This is a genomic window from Serratia sp. 22278 (assembly GCF_052045405.1).
GTDB classification, from domain to species: Bacteria; Pseudomonadota; Gammaproteobacteria; order Enterobacterales; family Enterobacteriaceae; genus Serratia; species Serratia marcescens.
The window spans coordinates 39,800-56,503 of sequence record NZ_JBQEOW010000017.1 but is presented as its reverse complement, the minus strand read 5'-3'; the positions used below and the strand labels follow the sequence as shown (position 1 = coordinate 56,503).

Annotated in this window: 11 protein-coding genes; 6 read left to right on the top strand and 5 right to left on the bottom strand. The window is 61.1% G+C overall.

Annotated elements, in window-relative coordinates; translation table 11 throughout:
• Window positions 1-229: 229 nt before the first annotated feature.
• Together pdeH and ACTJJ6_RS21945 are read left to right on the top strand one after the other, a co-directional pair.
• On the top strand, window positions 230-1,021 hold the full coding sequence (gene pdeH / locus ACTJJ6_RS21950; RefSeq protein ID WP_079450475.1) for a cyclic-guanylate-specific phosphodiesterase: 792 nt from the start codon (window positions 230-232) through the stop codon (window positions 1,019-1,021).
• Window positions 1,022-1,112: 91 nt separating this feature from the next.
• The gene (locus tag ACTJJ6_RS21945) at window positions 1,113-3,152 is read left to right on the top strand and encodes an AsmA family protein (RefSeq protein ID WP_123867988.1); all 2,040 of its coding nucleotides are present in this window, start codon (window positions 1,113-1,115) and stop codon (window positions 3,150-3,152) included.
• Here the strand turns inward: ACTJJ6_RS21945 and ACTJJ6_RS21940 are convergent, their stop codons facing one another.
• From ACTJJ6_RS21940 to yhjD, 3 genes are all read right to left on the bottom strand, one after another.
• Window positions 3,153-3,920: a CDP-diacylglycerol diphosphatase gene (locus tag ACTJJ6_RS21940; RefSeq protein ID WP_440804424.1), complete on the bottom strand. Its 768-nt coding sequence runs from the start codon at window positions 3,918-3,920 to the stop codon at window positions 3,153-3,155. It lies immediately after the preceding gene.
• A gap of 101 nt (window positions 3,921-4,021) precedes the next feature.
• On the bottom strand, window positions 4,022-5,344 hold the full coding sequence (locus tag ACTJJ6_RS21935; RefSeq protein ID WP_016930463.1) for an MFS transporter: 1,323 nt from the start codon (window positions 5,342-5,344) through the stop codon (window positions 4,022-4,024).
• A 329-nt stretch (window positions 5,345-5,673) separates the two neighbouring features.
• Window positions 5,674-6,693: an inner membrane protein YhjD gene (yhjD, locus tag ACTJJ6_RS21930; RefSeq protein WP_016930462.1), complete on the bottom strand. Its 1,020-nt coding sequence runs from the start codon at window positions 6,691-6,693 to the stop codon at window positions 5,674-5,676.
• Window positions 6,694-7,034: 341 nt separating this feature from the next.
• On the opposite strand from yhjD, the gene ACTJJ6_RS21925 reads away from it, so the two are divergent.
• On the top strand, window positions 7,035-7,901 hold the full coding sequence (locus ACTJJ6_RS21925) for a crotonase/enoyl-CoA hydratase family protein (RefSeq protein WP_016930461.1): 867 nt from the start codon (window positions 7,035-7,037) through the stop codon (window positions 7,899-7,901).
• 16 nt (window positions 7,902-7,917) lie between these two features.
• Here ACTJJ6_RS21925 and pdeR read toward each other — a convergent pair whose 3' ends face one another.
• Entirely contained in the window at window positions 7,918-9,912 is a 1,995-nt protein-coding gene (gene pdeR / locus ACTJJ6_RS21920; RefSeq protein ID WP_016930460.1) for a cyclic di-GMP phosphodiesterase, read from the bottom strand.
• Between the two features lie 531 nt (window positions 9,913-10,443).
• Here pdeR and spy point away from each other — a divergent pair.
• Entirely contained in the window at window positions 10,444-10,935 is a 492-nt protein-coding gene (spy, locus tag ACTJJ6_RS21915) for an ATP-independent periplasmic protein-refolding chaperone Spy (RefSeq protein ID WP_028128096.1), read from the top strand.
• Window positions 10,936-11,029: 94 nt separating this feature from the next.
• Here the strand turns inward: spy and ACTJJ6_RS21910 are convergent, their stop codons facing one another.
• Window positions 11,030-12,247 (bottom strand): Tm-1-like ATP-binding domain-containing protein, encoded by a 1,218-nt coding sequence (locus ACTJJ6_RS21910; protein WP_028128097.1) that lies wholly within the window; start codon window positions 12,245-12,247, stop codon window positions 11,030-11,032.
• Window positions 12,248-12,497: 250 nt separating this feature from the next.
• On the opposite strand from ACTJJ6_RS21910, the gene ACTJJ6_RS21905 reads away from it, so the two are divergent.
• Entirely contained in the window at window positions 12,498-13,151 is a 654-nt protein-coding gene (locus tag ACTJJ6_RS21905; protein WP_042706136.1) for a TetR/AcrR family transcriptional regulator, read from the top strand.
• A 478-nt stretch (window positions 13,152-13,629) separates the two neighbouring features.
• Window positions 13,630-16,653, top strand: coding sequence for an autotransporter serine protease (locus ACTJJ6_RS21900; protein ID WP_097101220.1), 3,024 nt, complete (start codon window positions 13,630-13,632; stop codon window positions 16,651-16,653).
• Window positions 16,654-16,704 lie beyond the last annotated feature (51 nt).

Sequence of the window (16,704 nt, the reverse complement as noted above, 5' to 3'; positions counted from 1 at the left end):
GCCCTGGCTAAAGAAGAAGCAACAGCCACCAGTCTCCACGCAAGGCGGTAAGGGAGTCAATAAATTAAAACAGTGTTTTAATTTTTTATGATCGCGATCGGCCAACGCCGACAGGGTGAAGAGGAAAGCGTGCGGCAATTCGTGCTTAAAGTTTTACGTGGCGTGGCCGATAAGTTGGGTAAAGAAACAGCGGCAGCGCTCTCACTTCCCCGCCACGGCGATAGTACCGATGATAACCAATCTGATCTCGGGTCTGCTGGCGCCCTGTTTTGCCCTCTATGCCTGCGCCAAATCGCGGCGCTACTGGCGGCAATGCCGGCGCTTGTATACCTTCCAGCCGATTTATCGCACCAGCGGCGCGCTGTTGGCGGTGGAACTGCTGACGGCGGTGCATCACCCGAATGAGCCGGACAAGCGGCAATCCCCGGAACAGTATTTTGCCTCGCTCGGCGTCGCCCAGCGTTTGCGGGTGGTTCAGGAACAGCTGGCGCTGTTGCAGCGCTGGCAGGCGTTGTTCATCCGCCACGCGGTGATGGTATCGGTCAATATCGACGGCATCGCGCTGCAAGCATTGCAGCGTCATCGCGCGTTGCAACGGCAGATCGCCGAGATGCCCTATCTGCGCTTCGAGCTGGTGGAGCACGCCGCAACGGCATCAAACCGCCCGCTGCAGCAGATTGTCGGCGGCGAGCGGCTGTGGCTGGACGATTTCGGCAGCGGGCTGGCCAACTTCACCGCCGTCGGTGCCTGGCGGTATCAATACATCAAGGTGGCGCGCGAATTGTTCACCTTGCTCAAACAATCGGAAGAGGGGGTGCAGCTGCTCGGCACCCTGATCAAGATGATGAACCAGCACAGCGACGGGGTGATCGTCGAGGGGGTGGAAACCGAGCAGGAGTGGCGCCTGGTGCAGCGCTCCGGCGCGTTGGCCGCACAGGGCTACTACCTTTCCCGTCCGGCGTGCTTTGAAACGCTGCACAGCGTGCCGACGCTGTTCGCCGCGCCCGGCGCGTCGGCGTGAACTCCGGCCTATCCTCAGCTAGGCTTAAACGGGGCTGCTAATTCCTTTTCCTTTTATTCGGCAGCCTGGCTTATGCGCTGAGGGAGCCGCTATGACAAGAACAGGAAAGGTTTTCAGCTGGCTGGGCGGCATTGTGCTGCTGGCGATCGCCGCACTGGCGATCTTCATCGCTACCTTCGACTGGAATCGACTCAAGCCCACCATCAACGACAAAGTGTCGGCCGAACTGCGGCGGCCGTTCGCCATCCGCGGCGATCTGGGCGTCGACTGGTCACGTAATCCGGATGAGGGCGGCTGGCGCGCCTGGGTGCCCTGGCCGCATATTCATGCCGAAGACGTGTGGCTGGGTAATCCGAAAAACATGCCCGGCGACAGCATGGTGACGCTGCAGCGCATCGACGCCAGCATCGCACCGCTGGCGCTGCTGGGTAAAGAGCTGCTGATCCCGCGCATCTGGCTGAAGCGGCCGAATGCGTCGTTGCAACGCCTGGCCAACGGCGACAACAACTGGACGTTTGACCTGGCCGGCGGCCAGGATCCCAAGCAGCCGCCTTCCGACTGGTCGTTCACCGTTCACGATATCGTGTTCGACAAGGGACAGATCGCCTTTAAAGACGCCACGCTAAAGGCGGATTTCCGCGCCGTTATCGATCCGCTCGGCAAACCGCTGCCGTTCAGTGAAGTGACCGGCAAACAGAGCGGCGGCAAGAGCGCTACACCCGATTATGTTTTCGGCTGGCAGGTGAAAGGCAAATATAACGGCGAACCGCTGAGCGGCAGCGGCAAGATCGGCGGCATGCTGTCGCTGCAGAGCGCCGATTTGCCGTTCCCGCTGCAGGCCGATGTGCGCTCCGGCAGCACCCGGGTGGCGGTGGCGGGCACCTTGTCCGATCCGCTGAATCTCGGCGGCCTGGACGTGCAGCTGAAATTTTCCGGCGACAGCCTGGGCAACCTCTATGGCCTGACCGGCGTGCTGTTGCCGAACACGCCGCCGTATGCGACCGATGGCCATCTGATGGCTCGTCTGCATCAGCCGGGCGGCGCCGTGTTCGAGTATCAGAAATTTGACGGCAAAATCGGCGACAGCGACATTCACGGCAGCTTGAAGTACGTCGCCGGTAAACCGCGGCCCACGCTGAGCGGCGCGGTGAGCTCCCGGCAGCTGAGGTTGGCGGATCTGGCGCCGCTGATCGGCGCGGACTCCAACGCCGCCAAAGCCGGGCGCGGCGAGAAGAGCCGCCAGCCGGCGGATAAGGTGCTGCCGGTCGAACAGTTCGATACGCAAAGCTGGCGCAAGATGGATGCGGACGTGAAGTTTGCCGCCGCGCGCATTGAACGCGGCAGCGATTTGCCGCTGAGCGATCTGGCCACGCACCTGAAACTGAACAATGGCGAACTGCGCCTGGATCCGCTGCGCTTCGGCATGGCGGGCGGCAGCCTGAGCGCCGTCGTGCGCCTCGATGGCGGCAAAAAGCCGATGCGCGGTCAGGTAGATATGCACGCGCGCAAACTCCAGCTCAAACAGCTGTTGCCGAACGTGGCGGCGATGAAGCGCAGCCTCGGGCAGATGAACGGCGACGCCAGACTGACGGGCAGCGGCAATTCGGTGGCCGAACTGCTGGCGACCAGCAACGGCGACCTGCGCCTGTTGATCAATAACGGGGTGATCAGCCGTAGCCTGATGGAGATCCTCGGTCTGAACGTCGGCAACTATCTGGTGGCGCAGCTGTTCGGTGACGACGTGGTGGGCATCAACTGCGCGGCGGCGGACGTCGGCATCCGCAGCGGCGTCGCCGCGCCGCGGCTGTTCGTGTTCGACACCGAAAACGCGGTGATCAACATCACCGGCAACACCAACCTCGCCACCGAACGGCTGGATTTGTCCATCGATCCGGAAAGCAAGGGGATGCGCGTGCTGACCCTGCGCTCGCCGCTGTACGTGAAAGGCACCTTCAAGCATCCGGACGCCGGGGTCAAAGCCGGGCCGCTGATCGCGCGCGGCGCGGCGGCGGTGGCGTTGGGGGCGGTGCTGACGCCGGCGGCGGCGCTGCTGGCGCTGGTCTCGCCCAGTGAGGGCGGCGAGGAGAACCCGTGCGGGCAGATCCTGCGGGAGATGAAAGGCAAAAAATAATCAGGCGTGCGGCGGCGGCGTGAGCAGCCGGCAGTCGTGATCCTGGATCTCTTCCGCCGAGGCCAGGGTAAACGGCAGCAGGCTGCGCTCGGTCGCCAGCAGCAGGAAATCGCCGTCCGGCAGCGCGGTCATCGCCAGGCCGAAGCTGCCCATGCGCCCGTCGGCGCGCGGCAGGCCGGAGGCCAGCAGGCGGAAGGCGCCCTGTTGTTCCAGTTCGGCGGGGGTCACCCGCCGCCCCAGATAGTCATGCCCCAACAGGCCGCCGGGCAGCGGTTGCCATTGCTCGATGAAATCGGGGCCAATCTGCGCCAGCCGCTGTTTTACCGCCGGCGACAGACAGGAGATATGAATGTGCAGCTGGTTTTGCGTGCGGCCATATTCCGAGTTGATCGCCAGTGAAATATCGCCGTCGTCGATGGGTTTGCCATAACGCTCCGCCATCACGTGGCGCGCGCGCCAGGCCTGCGCGAAGAAATTCGGCGTGGCGGCGTCCAGCAGCGCCGGGCTTTCGATACCGGTGATTTTGGCGCTGGGCATCAGCAGGTATTGCAACGGCCCGTTGCGATCTTTAAACACCACGAAACCGGCCGGCGCATCCACCTGCGCGCAGGGCGCCGGGTTGTCATGCGCTTGCTGATTGGGCAGACATTGCTGGCTGACGATGCGCCATAGCGCATCGGGATGGTCAGGCTTCAACCCGTAATAGAGCGCGATGGCGAGAGCCGCCAGCAGCGCCACGCAGACAAATACCCCACGACGCAAAGACATCGGCCGATCCTGTTACCGAGAGAAACATTCAGCATAGCCCGGTTTTATGACAGGAAACGAACAACGCGTGCGGCCCCCCGCAGTGAGGGGGCCGCAGAGGATCACAGCGACTGGTGGCGGGTTTCTTTCATCAGCAGCAACGCCAGCAGCGTCAGCCCGGCCATCGCCGCCAGGTACATGCCGACGTAGAACAGCCCGTAGTGGGCCGCCAGCCAGGTGGCGATATAGGGCGCCACGGACGCGCCGAGGATCGATGCGACGTTGTAGGAGAACGACGCGCCGGTATAGCGCACTTCGGTAGGGAACAACTCCGGCAGCAGCGCGCCCATCGGGCCAAAGGTCAGCCCCATGATGCTCAGGCCGCACAGCAGGAAGCCCATCACCAGCGCCTGGTTGCCGGAACCCAGCAGGGTCGGGAACAGGAACGCGAAGCCGATCATCAGCAGGGTAATGGCGATCATGGTCTTGCGGCGGCCGAACGCGTCCGCCAGCAGACCGGCGATCGGCACCATCACGCCGAAACCAATCACCGCCACCATCAGCATCCACAGGAAGCTGTTGCGGGAGTAACCGAGGCCCAACGGCTGCGGCGCGGTGCCGTAGGTCATCGAATACACCGTCATCAGATAAAACAGCGTGTAGGTCGCCAGCATGATGAAGGTGCCGAGGATGGTGGCTTTCAGATGCTTGCTCAGCAGCGTGCCGAGCGGCACTTTCACCTGTTTGCCGGCCTTGGCCGCTTTGGCGAACACCGGCGTTTCATGCAGCGATACCCGCACATACAGGCCAATCAGCACCAGCGCCGCGGAGAGGATGAACGGCACGCGCCAGCCCCATTCCATAAATTGCTGGTCGCTCAGCAGCCATGAGAGCAGCAGGAAGGTGCCGTTGGCGAAGAAGAAACCGATAGGCGCCCCCAACTGGGGGAAAGAACCGTACAGCGCGCGCTTTTTGGCCGGCGCGTTTTCCGTCGCCAGCAGGGCTGCGCCGCCCCATTCGCCGCCCAGCCCCAGGCCCTGGCCAAAGCGCGCCAGCGCCAGCAGGATAGGGGCGAAGATGCCGATGGTTTCATAGCTCGGCAGCAGGCCGATCAGCACGGTGGAAATCCCCATGGTCAGCAGCGAGGCGACCAGCGTGACCTTGCGCCCGACGCGATCGCCGAAGTGGCCGAACAGCGCAGAGCCGATAGGGCGCGCGACAAAGGCGACGGCGAAGGTGGCCAGCGACTGCAGCGTCGCGGTGGTCGGGTCGCCCTGCGGGAAGAAGATGTGTGGGAACACGATCACCGCGGCGGTGGCGTAGATGTAGAAGTCGAAGAACTCGATGGCGGTGCCGACCAGCGAGGCGACGATGACTTTCCCGCGGGAATTCACCGGTGTAGACGCGTCGTCGGCGTCGAGTGGGGGTGCGATGGTGGCTTGCATATCTATTTCTTATTGTTGGAGGGGGTAAAAATCCATCTTAGTGACAGCATTCCGCCTTTTCAACGCTGTAACTTTGGGCAACGCCGCCGCTAACCGGTTAAAAAGACTAATGTTTTACCGGGCTTCTTTTCTGTAGCGTTAAACGTTGAGAAATGGGTTTCATACAGAGGGAATGGCTGTAAAAACGGGAAAGAAAAGTGAATGGGTAGTTTGTTATGCTGGTTTTCCGAATGTCATGCCGCATGATTTAGAGGGATTGACTGGGTTTTTGCTTATTAACCAGAGGAAAGTGCCGGCGTGTGCGATAACACCGGCACGATTGCATGGCTTCAGGGGGCCGGCGGCTCGCGTTCCGGCAAGGCTTTGTCGCCTTGGTAGTCGGCGGTAGCGATCCAGGCGGCACAAAACAGCGTCAAACGGGCGAAGAAGTAGAAGAACGCCATCAGCCCGATCACCGAGCCGAAGGCCGCGCCGGAAGGCGACTTCGCCACCTGCGGCAGCGTCATCGTCATCACGAACTTGATCACCTCAAAGCCGATAGCCGCGAGCAAGGTGCCGCGCAGCAGCGCTTTTTTCTTCGGTTTGTGGCGCGGCAGCATCCAGAAAATCCACAGGAACAGCAGATAGTTGGCGAAGATCGAGATCGACAGCGCGATCAGCGTCAGCGCCGGCCGCAGCCATTCGATGCCGTCCAGCCCCAACGCGTTGACGATCGCCGCCTGCGCCGACCCGGCGACCGAGGTCAGCGACAGCGTAATAATGAGCGCGACCACCAGGCCGGTCAGCGAGATGAAGTCGCGGGTGTACTTGAAATAGATTTTCTCCTGATCCTGCGGATTGCGCTCCCAGACATCGCGTGACTGCGCGCGGATCGCCTCGCGCAGGTTGCCCATCCAACTGATGCCGGAATAGAGCGCCAGCGCCAGACCGGTCAATCCCACGGTGGTGCGCTGCTGAATGGCGGTGTTGACGGTATTCTTCAGCGTGCTGGCCAACGTCGGATCGCTGATGCTGCCGACGATCCGGTTGATCAAGCGGGCCAGCAGATCCGGGTTGGAAGCCAGCACGAAACCGGCGGCGGCGAACGACACCATCAGGATCGGGATCAGCGAGAGGAATGAAAAGTAGGTGATGGCGGCGCCAAACTGGCTGCCCAGCCGATCGTTAAAGCGTTCGGCGGCGCGCAGCAGGTGCGCCACGCTCGGCCAGGCTTTGATGCGTTCAATCAGACGTGAAAAACCGCTGATGCGGCGGTCGAGCGTCTCATGGCCGGTCTTGATGGCGATAAGCGGCTTCGGCGGCGTGTCTTGTGTGGGCTGGCGGCGTTCCTGGTCTGGTCCTGTAGGCATTACTTCACGATTTCCTTAACGTTAAACGGCATGTATCAGCGTTGATTATAGCCAAAGCCCTGCGGCGTTTTGAGCGCCGGGGCGGCAAACGGTCAATTTGCGAGCTTAACGCGTTAGCGCCCGGCATGAAATGCCGGGGATGGCGCGATAGGTAAAATTCCTATGAAAACCCCGTGGCGCCTCGGTTTTTTTCACTTCTCTACCTCCAATTTTTATCTGTTTCGTCGGCGAGAAAGCGTTTACTCATGATGTGGCGTCGCGCTTTGCCGCTCGCCGCCCCGCTGCAGCCGTAGGGGCTGGAACGGTCTCATCCGTCATCAACAGAAAAACTGGAAGGTCTTATGAAATTGCTTAATCACCCCACCTGTCGTCCGTTTACCGAAGCGGGCAATCTGTCGCAGATCTCCGCCTACTATGAAGAGGGGCGGCACATCATGTGGATGCTGCTGCGCGCCGCGCCGCGCCCCTGCTTCAACCAGGCGTTGATTGAAGACATCATGACGCTGGCGCAGGCGGCGAAGGAGTCTTCGCTGCGGTTCGACTTCTGGGTCACCGGCTCGCTGGTGCCGAACATGTTCAACGTCGGCGGCGATCTGCAGTTCTTCGCCGAAGCGATCAAAAACCGCAAGCGCGAGGCGATGATGGCCTACGCGCGCGCCTGCATCGACTGCGTGCATGCGGCGGCACGCGGTTTCGACACCGGCGCGATCAGCATTGCGATGGTTGAAGGCAGTGCGCTGGGCGGCGGTTTTGAAGCGGCGCTGGCGCACCATTTCGTATTGGCGCAAAACAATGCGCGCATGGGGTTCCCGGAGATTGCGTTCAACCTGTTTCCCGGTATGGGCGGTTACTCGCTGGTGGCGCGCAAGGCGGGCATGCGCTTGGCCGAGGAGCTGATTTGGGGCGGCGAGTCGCACACCGCAGAGTGGTTCGAGAGCCGCGGGCTGGTAGACCAGCTGTTCCAGCCCGGCGACGCCTACCTGGCGACGCGCACCTTCATCGATACCATCCGGCCGAAGCTCAACGGCATGCGCGCCATGCTGCGGGCGCGTCAGCGCGTGTTGCAGCTGACGCGTTCCGAGCTGATGGACATTACCGAAGATTGGGTGCACTCGGCCTTTACCATTGAGGAAAAAGACCGTGCCTACATCGAGCGGCTGGTGATGTTACAGGATCGCCATACCCTGAACCTGCGTCGTGCCGGCTAACGTTAACGCGCCCGCCTCATGCGGAGGGTGAGCGCGGGCGATAGGACTGCAGCCAATGCTCCAGCTGTTCCGGGAGCATTGGCCGCGCGAACAGAAAGCCCTGTTTTTCGTCCACGCCGACCTCGTCGAGGAAGTGGTTTTCGCTCTCGGTCTCCACCCCTTCGGCGATCACGCGGAAGGCCAACGCCTCCGCCGCCGCGACGATCGCGCGTACCAGCGATTGCGATACCGGATTGAAATTCACCCCGCGCACGAAGCTTTTATCCAGCTTGATGGCGTCCAGAGGAATGCGTGCCAGCTGCGCCAGCGACGAATAGCCGGTGCCAAAGTCGTCGAGATGCACCTGCGCGCCCAGTTCGCGCAGCCGGGTGATCAGCGCGCGCGCGCGGTTCTCGTCTTCAATCAGGCTGCTTTCGGTCAACTCGAAGTCCAGCAGACAGGGGGCCATGCGGTGACGGTGCAGCACCCCGAGCAGGTCGTTGACGATGCCGTCGTCGGCCAGCTGACGGGCAGAGAGGTTGACCGCCACCCGCAGATTCAATCCCTGCTCTTGCCATTGAGCCGCCTGCCCGGCGGCGGTTTGCAGCACCCATTGGCCCAACGGGCCGATCAGGCCGGACTCCTCGGCATAGGAGATGAACTGCAGCGGCGGGATCAGGCCGCGCTCCGGCGAATCCCAGCGCACCAGCGCTTCCACGCTGTGCACTTCGCCGCTGTGCGCGTCGATTTTAGGCTGGTAATACAGCACCAGCTGATTTTGTTCCAACCCTTTGCGCAGATTGGTGTCCAGCCACATGTATTCGGCGACGCGTTTGTTCATCTCCGGCGAGAAGACGGTATAGGTGCGTTTTCCGTGCTCCTTGGCGACGTACATGGCGGTATCGGCGCTGCGGATCAGGCTGTCGAGATCGTTGCCGTGCTCCGGGCACAGCGCGATGCCGATCGAACAGCCGGTATACACCTCAATCAGACCGATGCGAAAAGGGGTCTTCAGCCTGTCGATAATGCGCTGCGCCAGCGTTTGCAGGCGCTCGCGATCGCTTTGCGGCGCCAGCACCAAGAATTCGTCGCCGCCGAGGCGGGCGAGCACTTGATCCGGGCTCAGGCAGCCGAGGATCGCCAGCGCGACCTCGACCAGCAGCCGATCGCCGAACATATGGCCGTAGGCGTCGTTGACCTTTTTGAAGTTGTCGAGATCGAGGTACACCAGGCCGAAACTCTCTTCGCCGCGCGTGGCGATGGCGTGATTGATCTTGTCCTGGATGGCGTTGCGGTTCGGCAGGCCGGTGATGAGATCGGTGTTGGCCAGCACCCGTAGCCGCTCTTGCGCGCGGCGTTCTTCGGTGATGTCGGTACCGGAACAGATCAGAAAGACTTCGTTTTTGCCGCTGCCGCTGTGCACGAATTTGTTGCGGAACAGGAACAGCCGTTCGCCCTTGACCGTCTTCACCCAGCGTTCCACCTCATAGGACGAACCGTTGCGGAAGAAGCCGGCGATGTTGCGCCGCGAAGCGGCGGCTTCTTCCGGGCTCATAAACAGCTGGAAAACGTTTTTGCCGATCACCTCGTGTTCGTGCAGTCCGGTGTACTCCTCGCTCAGTCGGTTGAAGCGCTGGATGCGGCCGTGCTGATCGACGATCACGATCACCGAGTTGGCTTCGGACACCACCTGCTCGGCGAAGGAGAGGCCGTGCACCAGGTCGCGCGCCACCGATTGGGTGTCGCTGAAGGCGGAAGCGGTGCCCGCCCATTCGAGGTTGTTGACGCGGCGCCCGACCAGATGCAGATGCAGCGGTTCACCGGCCAGCGTAATGGTCAGATCAAGGCTGGCGGTCACGCCGGTCAGACGGCGGATTTTCGCCGCTTCCATGGCGCTGAGCGCCACCGCGATATGAGCTTTGCCCTTAACGGCGGACAGCTCCAGGGCATTGCTGTCAAACGCCAGCCGCCAGTGGGGGCTTTGGGTGCCGAAGTGAGCGCTAAGAAGCTCAGGGCCTTGGTCTGCGGGCATGACGATTCCTCAAAAGAGCACGGGCGGGCGGGCGGCACAGCTCCGGGCAGCCTGTTGGCCCGAAAGCGATCGCCGTACGCATCTGTGCATCATATAACAGGTTTTCACAGGCGGGGCGGGTGATGGAAACTATTATATAAGCAATGATTAGTTTTGCGGTGTAAACGTCGCCCGGCGCTGCTTGTCTTAAAGTGTAGGAGAACATCGGATCGTGTGATGCTTACTGATTTCCCCTGCTATCGGAAAACGGTTGATGCAAGGTTGCCGTGCAGGTGAGTAAATTATAGCGATGAGGGGAAAGCGGAAAAATAACTCCACCGGGGGGATTTTTGCCGAGAAATTAAAATTTCCATCAAATAAACGCCATCTTCATAGTTTTCTCATAATTGGTGAATAAATCCGAGACGGGTTTTAAAAAGTTTACACACCCTCGCATTACTTGAAATTTATCAGCCTATTATTATCTCCGACAACGAATGAGCCTGTTAACGTACAGCGCTCCTGATGAAGAAAATTTTTAAGGAAATGATTATGCGTAAATTGACGGCTTTATTTATTGCTTCCACGCTGGCTCTGGGTTCTGCTTCCGCGGCGTTCGCCGCCGATACGGCGACGGCTCCGGCGGCGGATGCGGCGCCGATGAAAATGATGCATCACAAGGGTGAAGGCAAAGGCGGCCCGTTCGCCGGGCTGAACCTGACCGAGCAGCAGCGCCAGCAGATGCGCGATATCATGAAAGAGTCGCACCAGAAGCGCGGGCCGGGCATGAAAGAGGAGCGCCAGGCGCTGCACAATCTGGTCGCTTCCGACAGCTTTGACGAAGCGAAGGCGAAGGCGCAAATTGACGCGATCGGTAAAGCGCAATCCGAACGCATGCTGGCACGCGCCAAAGCGGAAAATAAAATGTATAACCTGCTGACGCCTGAGCAGAAAAAACAATACAATGAGAATTATCAGAAACGCGAGCAAAAGATGATGGACCACATGAATAAAATGAAGGAGCAGATGCCCGCCGGTCAGTAATATCCGCTCGCGGTAAATAATAAAGGGCCAGACTATTTGTCTGGCCCTTTTTCTATTTGGCGTTATCACCGGCAGGCTTTGCCGTGGGTGATCATCATTCACCGCCGACAATGTGCCGAAACTGTTCGGCAACGGCCTGCGCAAAGCGCGGGTCGTTAATATGATAAGGCGTTTTTATCAACCGGCGTTTGCCGGTGGCGTGCACCGTTTCTTCCAGCGCTTGCGTAAAGGCGGCCAGCGCCGCCGGATCCCAGAACGGTTGGCCGGGCGCATCCAAAGCCGATACGCCGCCCGCCGGGATAACGAAACGCACTTCGCCCGCGCAGGCGTTGATTTTTTCGCCCATCCAACGCCCCATTAACGCATTCTCCCGCGCACTGGTGCGCACCAGCGTCACTTGCGGGTTGTGATGGTGACGCAGACGGTTGGCATAGTGAGCCGGCACCGTATTCGGCGCGCCGAAGTTGATCATGTCTATCGCGCCGCAGGAGAGCACGCACGGGATGCCGGTACGCGCGATGGCACCGAAACGATCCGCATTGCAGGGCAGCATGCCGCCAAACAGGTAATCGGCCACTTCGGTCGTGGTCAAATCGATGGCGCCGTGCAGTTGGCGGTTATCGATCAGTTTTTCCAACGATCTGCCGCCGCTGCCGGTCGCATGAAACGTCAGACAATCCCATTGCGATCCCAGCTCGGCAACCAACGCCTGAACGCAGGGCGTGGTGACGCCAAACGTCGTCAGGCCGATCGCGGGATTGTTGTCGTGATAGTCGACGGCGGCGAAGTGCACTGCGCCGGCTATCTGGCGCGCCGCGTTGCCCAGCACCCGTCGCGAGATGCGATTCAGGCCGGCGAGATCGGTGACCGAATACAGCATGTTGATATCGCTGGCGCCGACATAGGCGGAAACGTCTCCCGCCGCCATGCTCGAGACCATCACTTTCGGCAGGCCGATCGGCAGCTGCTGCATGGCCGGCGTGATGATGGCGGTGCCGCCGGAACCGCCCAGGCCAAGCAAGGCGGCGATATCGCGGCGCGTCAGGATAAAACGTTCGAAAGCGGTCGCCATGGCGGCGATCGCCTGGCCGCGACTGGCGCAGAAGACCGCGTCGGCGCCTGCCGGATGGTGGCGTGCGACGTCTTCTGGACCGATATCGGCCGGGGAGTCAAACGGCAAGCGACGAGTGGAAAGATCGACGGTTCGCGTGGGTAAATTCAGGGCAGCGATCAGCCGCCGTACATACTCCAGCTCTTGTCCTTTCGTATCTGCTGTGGTAGCAATATAGACAAAATTTGAAGTGTCTTTCATGTATTTTCCTGGGGTGTTTCTAATTTTTATTTAAAAATCATTTTATTATATTTTTATAGGGTGCCCTGGTGTTGGCGTTTAAATTAAATTGATTAATGTATTTATATAATGAGACGGCAGTATCATTTTTGCAAGGGCAGCTCAGTGCAAAATGGGACTCCTGTCTCATTTTTGAGCTTTTCAACGTGGCCGGCGCTTTGCCGGCAGCCAGTCGACAGAGGCGCATCCTCTGTTGTGCAAGCGTGTGCAGATGCATGAGGTTTATGTGCCGATAGATGCCTTTCCCACCCCGTTTGATCCTTCACTGACTTCCACCCGGGCAAAAACCTACCGTTTGTTGCTGGCCAGCGCGATGACGCTGTATGACGAAGGGGCGTTTCCTTCGATCACCGAACTGGCGGCGCATGCGCAGGTATCACGTGCGACGGCCTACCGCTATTTTCCGACCCAGAGTGCGCTGATTAGCGCCGTGGTGGCGGAAAGCCTGGGGCCTATTCTGGAATGGCGCCCGCAAGACGATGACGCCCTGAAACGCATCCGGCAGTTGCTGACTTTCGCCTATCCTCAGATGGAGCGGCACGAGGGAGCATTGCGCGCGGCGCTGCAACTCTCTTTGCAACAGTGGGCGCACGCGACGCCGGGCGAGAAATTCGTGCGCGGCAACCGCAAGCGTCTGTTGGCGCTGGCGGTGGAACCGCTGCAGGGCAAACTGCCGCCGGACTCTCTGCAGAGAGTGATTCATGCTTTCTCGCTGATTTACGGCTCGGAGGTGTTCCTGGTGCTGAAAGATATCTGGGGGCTGGAGCTTGAGAGCATTCAGGACGTCACGCAATGGATGGCCAAAGCCATTCTGCGTCAGGCGGAAGAGGACGCGACGAACTGCAAAAAAACATCAGCAGGATAATCCAATTTTTGCCGATGACCGAGTGAAAAACCAGCATAATTCACTGAGTGAATATTGGCAAAATTTATAATTAAAAGTGATAAAAGACGCCTGTTAAGCACTTTTCAGGCGGCCGCATCCTTTATGCCTCCCTAGGTTATATTTTTATTTATCAGCAAATTATAATTTATCCCTTCACGTGTTATCGCCATTTTGATACCGGCAAACGTCATTGTCATTTCTTATCGGCACTGGCCTGATTCCCCCCTGAAACATTCTCTCCTCCCGTTGAGCTGCCGGATGACACATTAAGCGCACTTGAGATTGTTGTGCTTTATTTATTTGGTGTTACCAAACTGTTACACAAAAAATCTTATAAAACATTTGCAAACAACAACGGACGGTATCTGGGATGGAGAAGAAACTTAGAGGAGTCAAATCCGCTCGGGCGGCCTTCGGCTGGCCTGAAATCGGAGTTCATCGCGCACAATGGAGCGCGATGCTGATCTGCCTGACGGCGATTGGCGGGGCGCAGGCCTCCAGCTATATAGAGAACGGCAAAGCGGGCGATCCGGCCAGCTGGCGCAGCAGTGAGTTTAATGCGGAATGGGGGCTGGGGGCGATCCACGCCGACCAGGCCTACGCCGCCGGTTATACCGGAAAAGGCATCAAACTTGGCATTTTCGATCAGCCAGTCTACGCCAAGCACCCGGAGTTCGCCGGTGAGAATAAGGTGATCAATCTGGTTACCGAAGGCATCCGCGAATATACCGACCCCTATATTCCGGTGAAAAAAGGCGACGCTTTCCGCTATGACGGCACGCCGAGCGTGGATTCCGATGGCACGCTCGGTTCGCACGGCACCCACGTGGGCGGCATCGCCGCCGGCAGCCGAGACGGCGGCGCCATGCACGGCGTGGCGTTCAACGCGCAGATCATCAGCGCGGAAAACGGCGATCCCGGCCCGGAGGACGGCATCATCCTCGGCAACGACGGCGCGGTGTACCAGGCCGGTTGGGATGCGCTGGTGGCCAGCGGCGCGCGCATCATCAACAACAGCTGGGGCATCGGCATCACCGAAAAGTTTGATGAGGGCGGTTATGACCCGGCTTATCCGCATTTCACAGTAAACGATGCGCAAAAGCAGTTCGATCAGATCAAACAGATCCTCGGCACCAAGCCCGGCGGCGCCTATCAGGGCGCGATCGACGCGGCCCGCAGCGGCGTGGTCACCATCTTCGCCGCCGGTAACGACGGCAATCTGAATAACCCCGATGCCATGGCCGGTCTGGCTTATTTTGTGCCGGACATTGCGCCGAACTGGCTCTCGGTCGCCAGCCTGCAGGATCCGACCAATACCGGCGATTACAGCATCAGCACCTTCTCTTCTCGCTGCGGTTACACCGCCAGCCTCTGCGTCTCGGCGCCGGGCACCCGGGTATACAGCTCGATAATCGAAGGCACCAGCGTGGAGAATCTGACGACCGGTTACGCCAAATACAGCGGCACTTCGATGGCGGCGCCGCACGTGGCCGGCAGCGTTGCCGTGCTGATGGAGCGTTTCCCGTATCTGAATGGCGCGCAGGTGGCGGAAGTGCTGAAAACCACCGCCACCGACATGGGCGCGCCGGGCATCGACGCGCTCTACGGCTGGGGGATGATCAACCTGGGCAAGGCCATCAACGGTCCGGGCATGTTGGTGACCGCCGAGGATATTCCCGAAGAATTCCGCATTCCGGATCCGACGGGCGTGGCCTACGGCCCGACCCAGTTTGTAGTGGATCTGCCGGGCGTCGGCGCGGTGCTGGACAAGGGCAAACCGACCGAGCGCGTCTGCAGCGATGTGTTGTGCGGCCTGGATTTCTGGAGCAACGACATCTCCGGCCATGGCGGCCTGACCAAACAGGGCATCGGCACGTTGGTGCTGACCGGTAACAACACCTATTCCGGCCCGACGCTGGTCAATCAGGGGCGGCTGGCGATCAACGGCTCGGTCACCTCGGCCGTCAGCGTGCAGAGCGGCGGCATCGTCGGCGGCAGCGGCACGGTCGGTTCGCTGACCGCCCGCCGCGGCGGCACCGTGGCGCCGGGCAACTCGATCGGCACCCTGAACGTGGCCGGCGACGTCAGCTTCGAGCCGGGTTCGCGCTATGCGGTGGAAGTGGGGCCGAACGGCCAGAGCGATCGGATCCAGAGCGGCGGAGCGGCGACGATCGGCGGCGGCGAGGTGGCGGTCACGCTGGAGAACAGCAGCAACCTGCTGACGCAAAGCGAGGTGCGCAGCCTGCTGGGCCAGCAGTACACCATCCTGAGCGCGCAGCAGGGGGTGAGCGGGCAGTTTGACGCGGTGGCGCCGAACTACCTGTTCCTCGGCACCGGGCTGAGCTACCAGCCGACCGGGGTAACGCTGAGCGTCGGGCGTAACGGCACGAGCTTCGCCAGCGTGGCGCAGACGCCGAACGAACGGGCGGTGGCGGCGGCGGCGGATGCGCTGGCGGCGGGCAACCCGGTGTACGAGAGCCTGCTCAACAGCGGCACGGCGGGCGAGGCGCGGCAGGCGTTCCGTCAGCTGTCGGGGCAAATCCATGCGGACATCGCGTCGGCGCTGGTGAACGACAGCCGTTACCTGCGTGAGGCGCTGAACGGGCGTCTGCGTCAGGCGGAAGGGCTGGCGAGTTCGTCGGCCATCAAGGCGGACGAGGACGGCGCCTGGGCGCAGCTGCTGGGAGCGTGGGACCATGCGTCGGGCGACGCCAACGCCACCGGCTATCAGGCCTCGACCTACGGGGTGCTGGTGGGGCTGGACTCGGCGGCGGCGGCCGACTGGCGGCTGGGGGTGGCGACCGGCTACACCCGCACCTCGCTGCACGGCGGGTACGGGTCGAAGGCGGACAGCGACAACTACCACCTGGCGGCGTACGGCGACAAGCAGTTCGGGGCGTTGGCGCTGCGCGGCGGGGCGGGCTACACCTGGCACCGCATCGACACCAAGCGGTCGGTGAACTACGGGATGCAGTCGGACCGCGACACGGCGAAGTACAGCGCGCGCACCGAGCAGCTGTTCGCGGAAGCGGGCTACAGCGTGAAGGGCGAGTGGCTGAACCTGGAGCCGTTCGTCAACCTGGCGTACGTGAACTTCGAAAACAACGGCATCGCGGAAAGCGGCGGCGCAGCGGCGCTGCGCGGCGACAAGCAGCACACCGACGCGACGGTGTCGACGCTGGGACTGCGCGCGGACACTGAGTGGCAGGTGAGCCCGGGCACGACGGTGGCGCTGCGCAGCGAGCTGGGGTGGCAACACCAGTACGGCGGGCTGGAGCGTGGCACCGGGCTGCGGTTTAACGGCGGCAACGCGCCGTTCGTGGTGGACAGCGTGCCGGTGTCGCGCGACGGGATGGTGCTGAAGGCGGGTGCGGAAGTGGCGGTGAACGAGAACGCCTCGCTGTCGCTGGGCTACGGCGGGCTGCTGTCGCAGAACCATCAGGACAACAGCGTCAACGCCGGCTTCACCTGGCGCTTCTAAGCAACATCGACTCAATCCTTGTACGGGAACCGCCTGCGGGCGGTTCCTTTT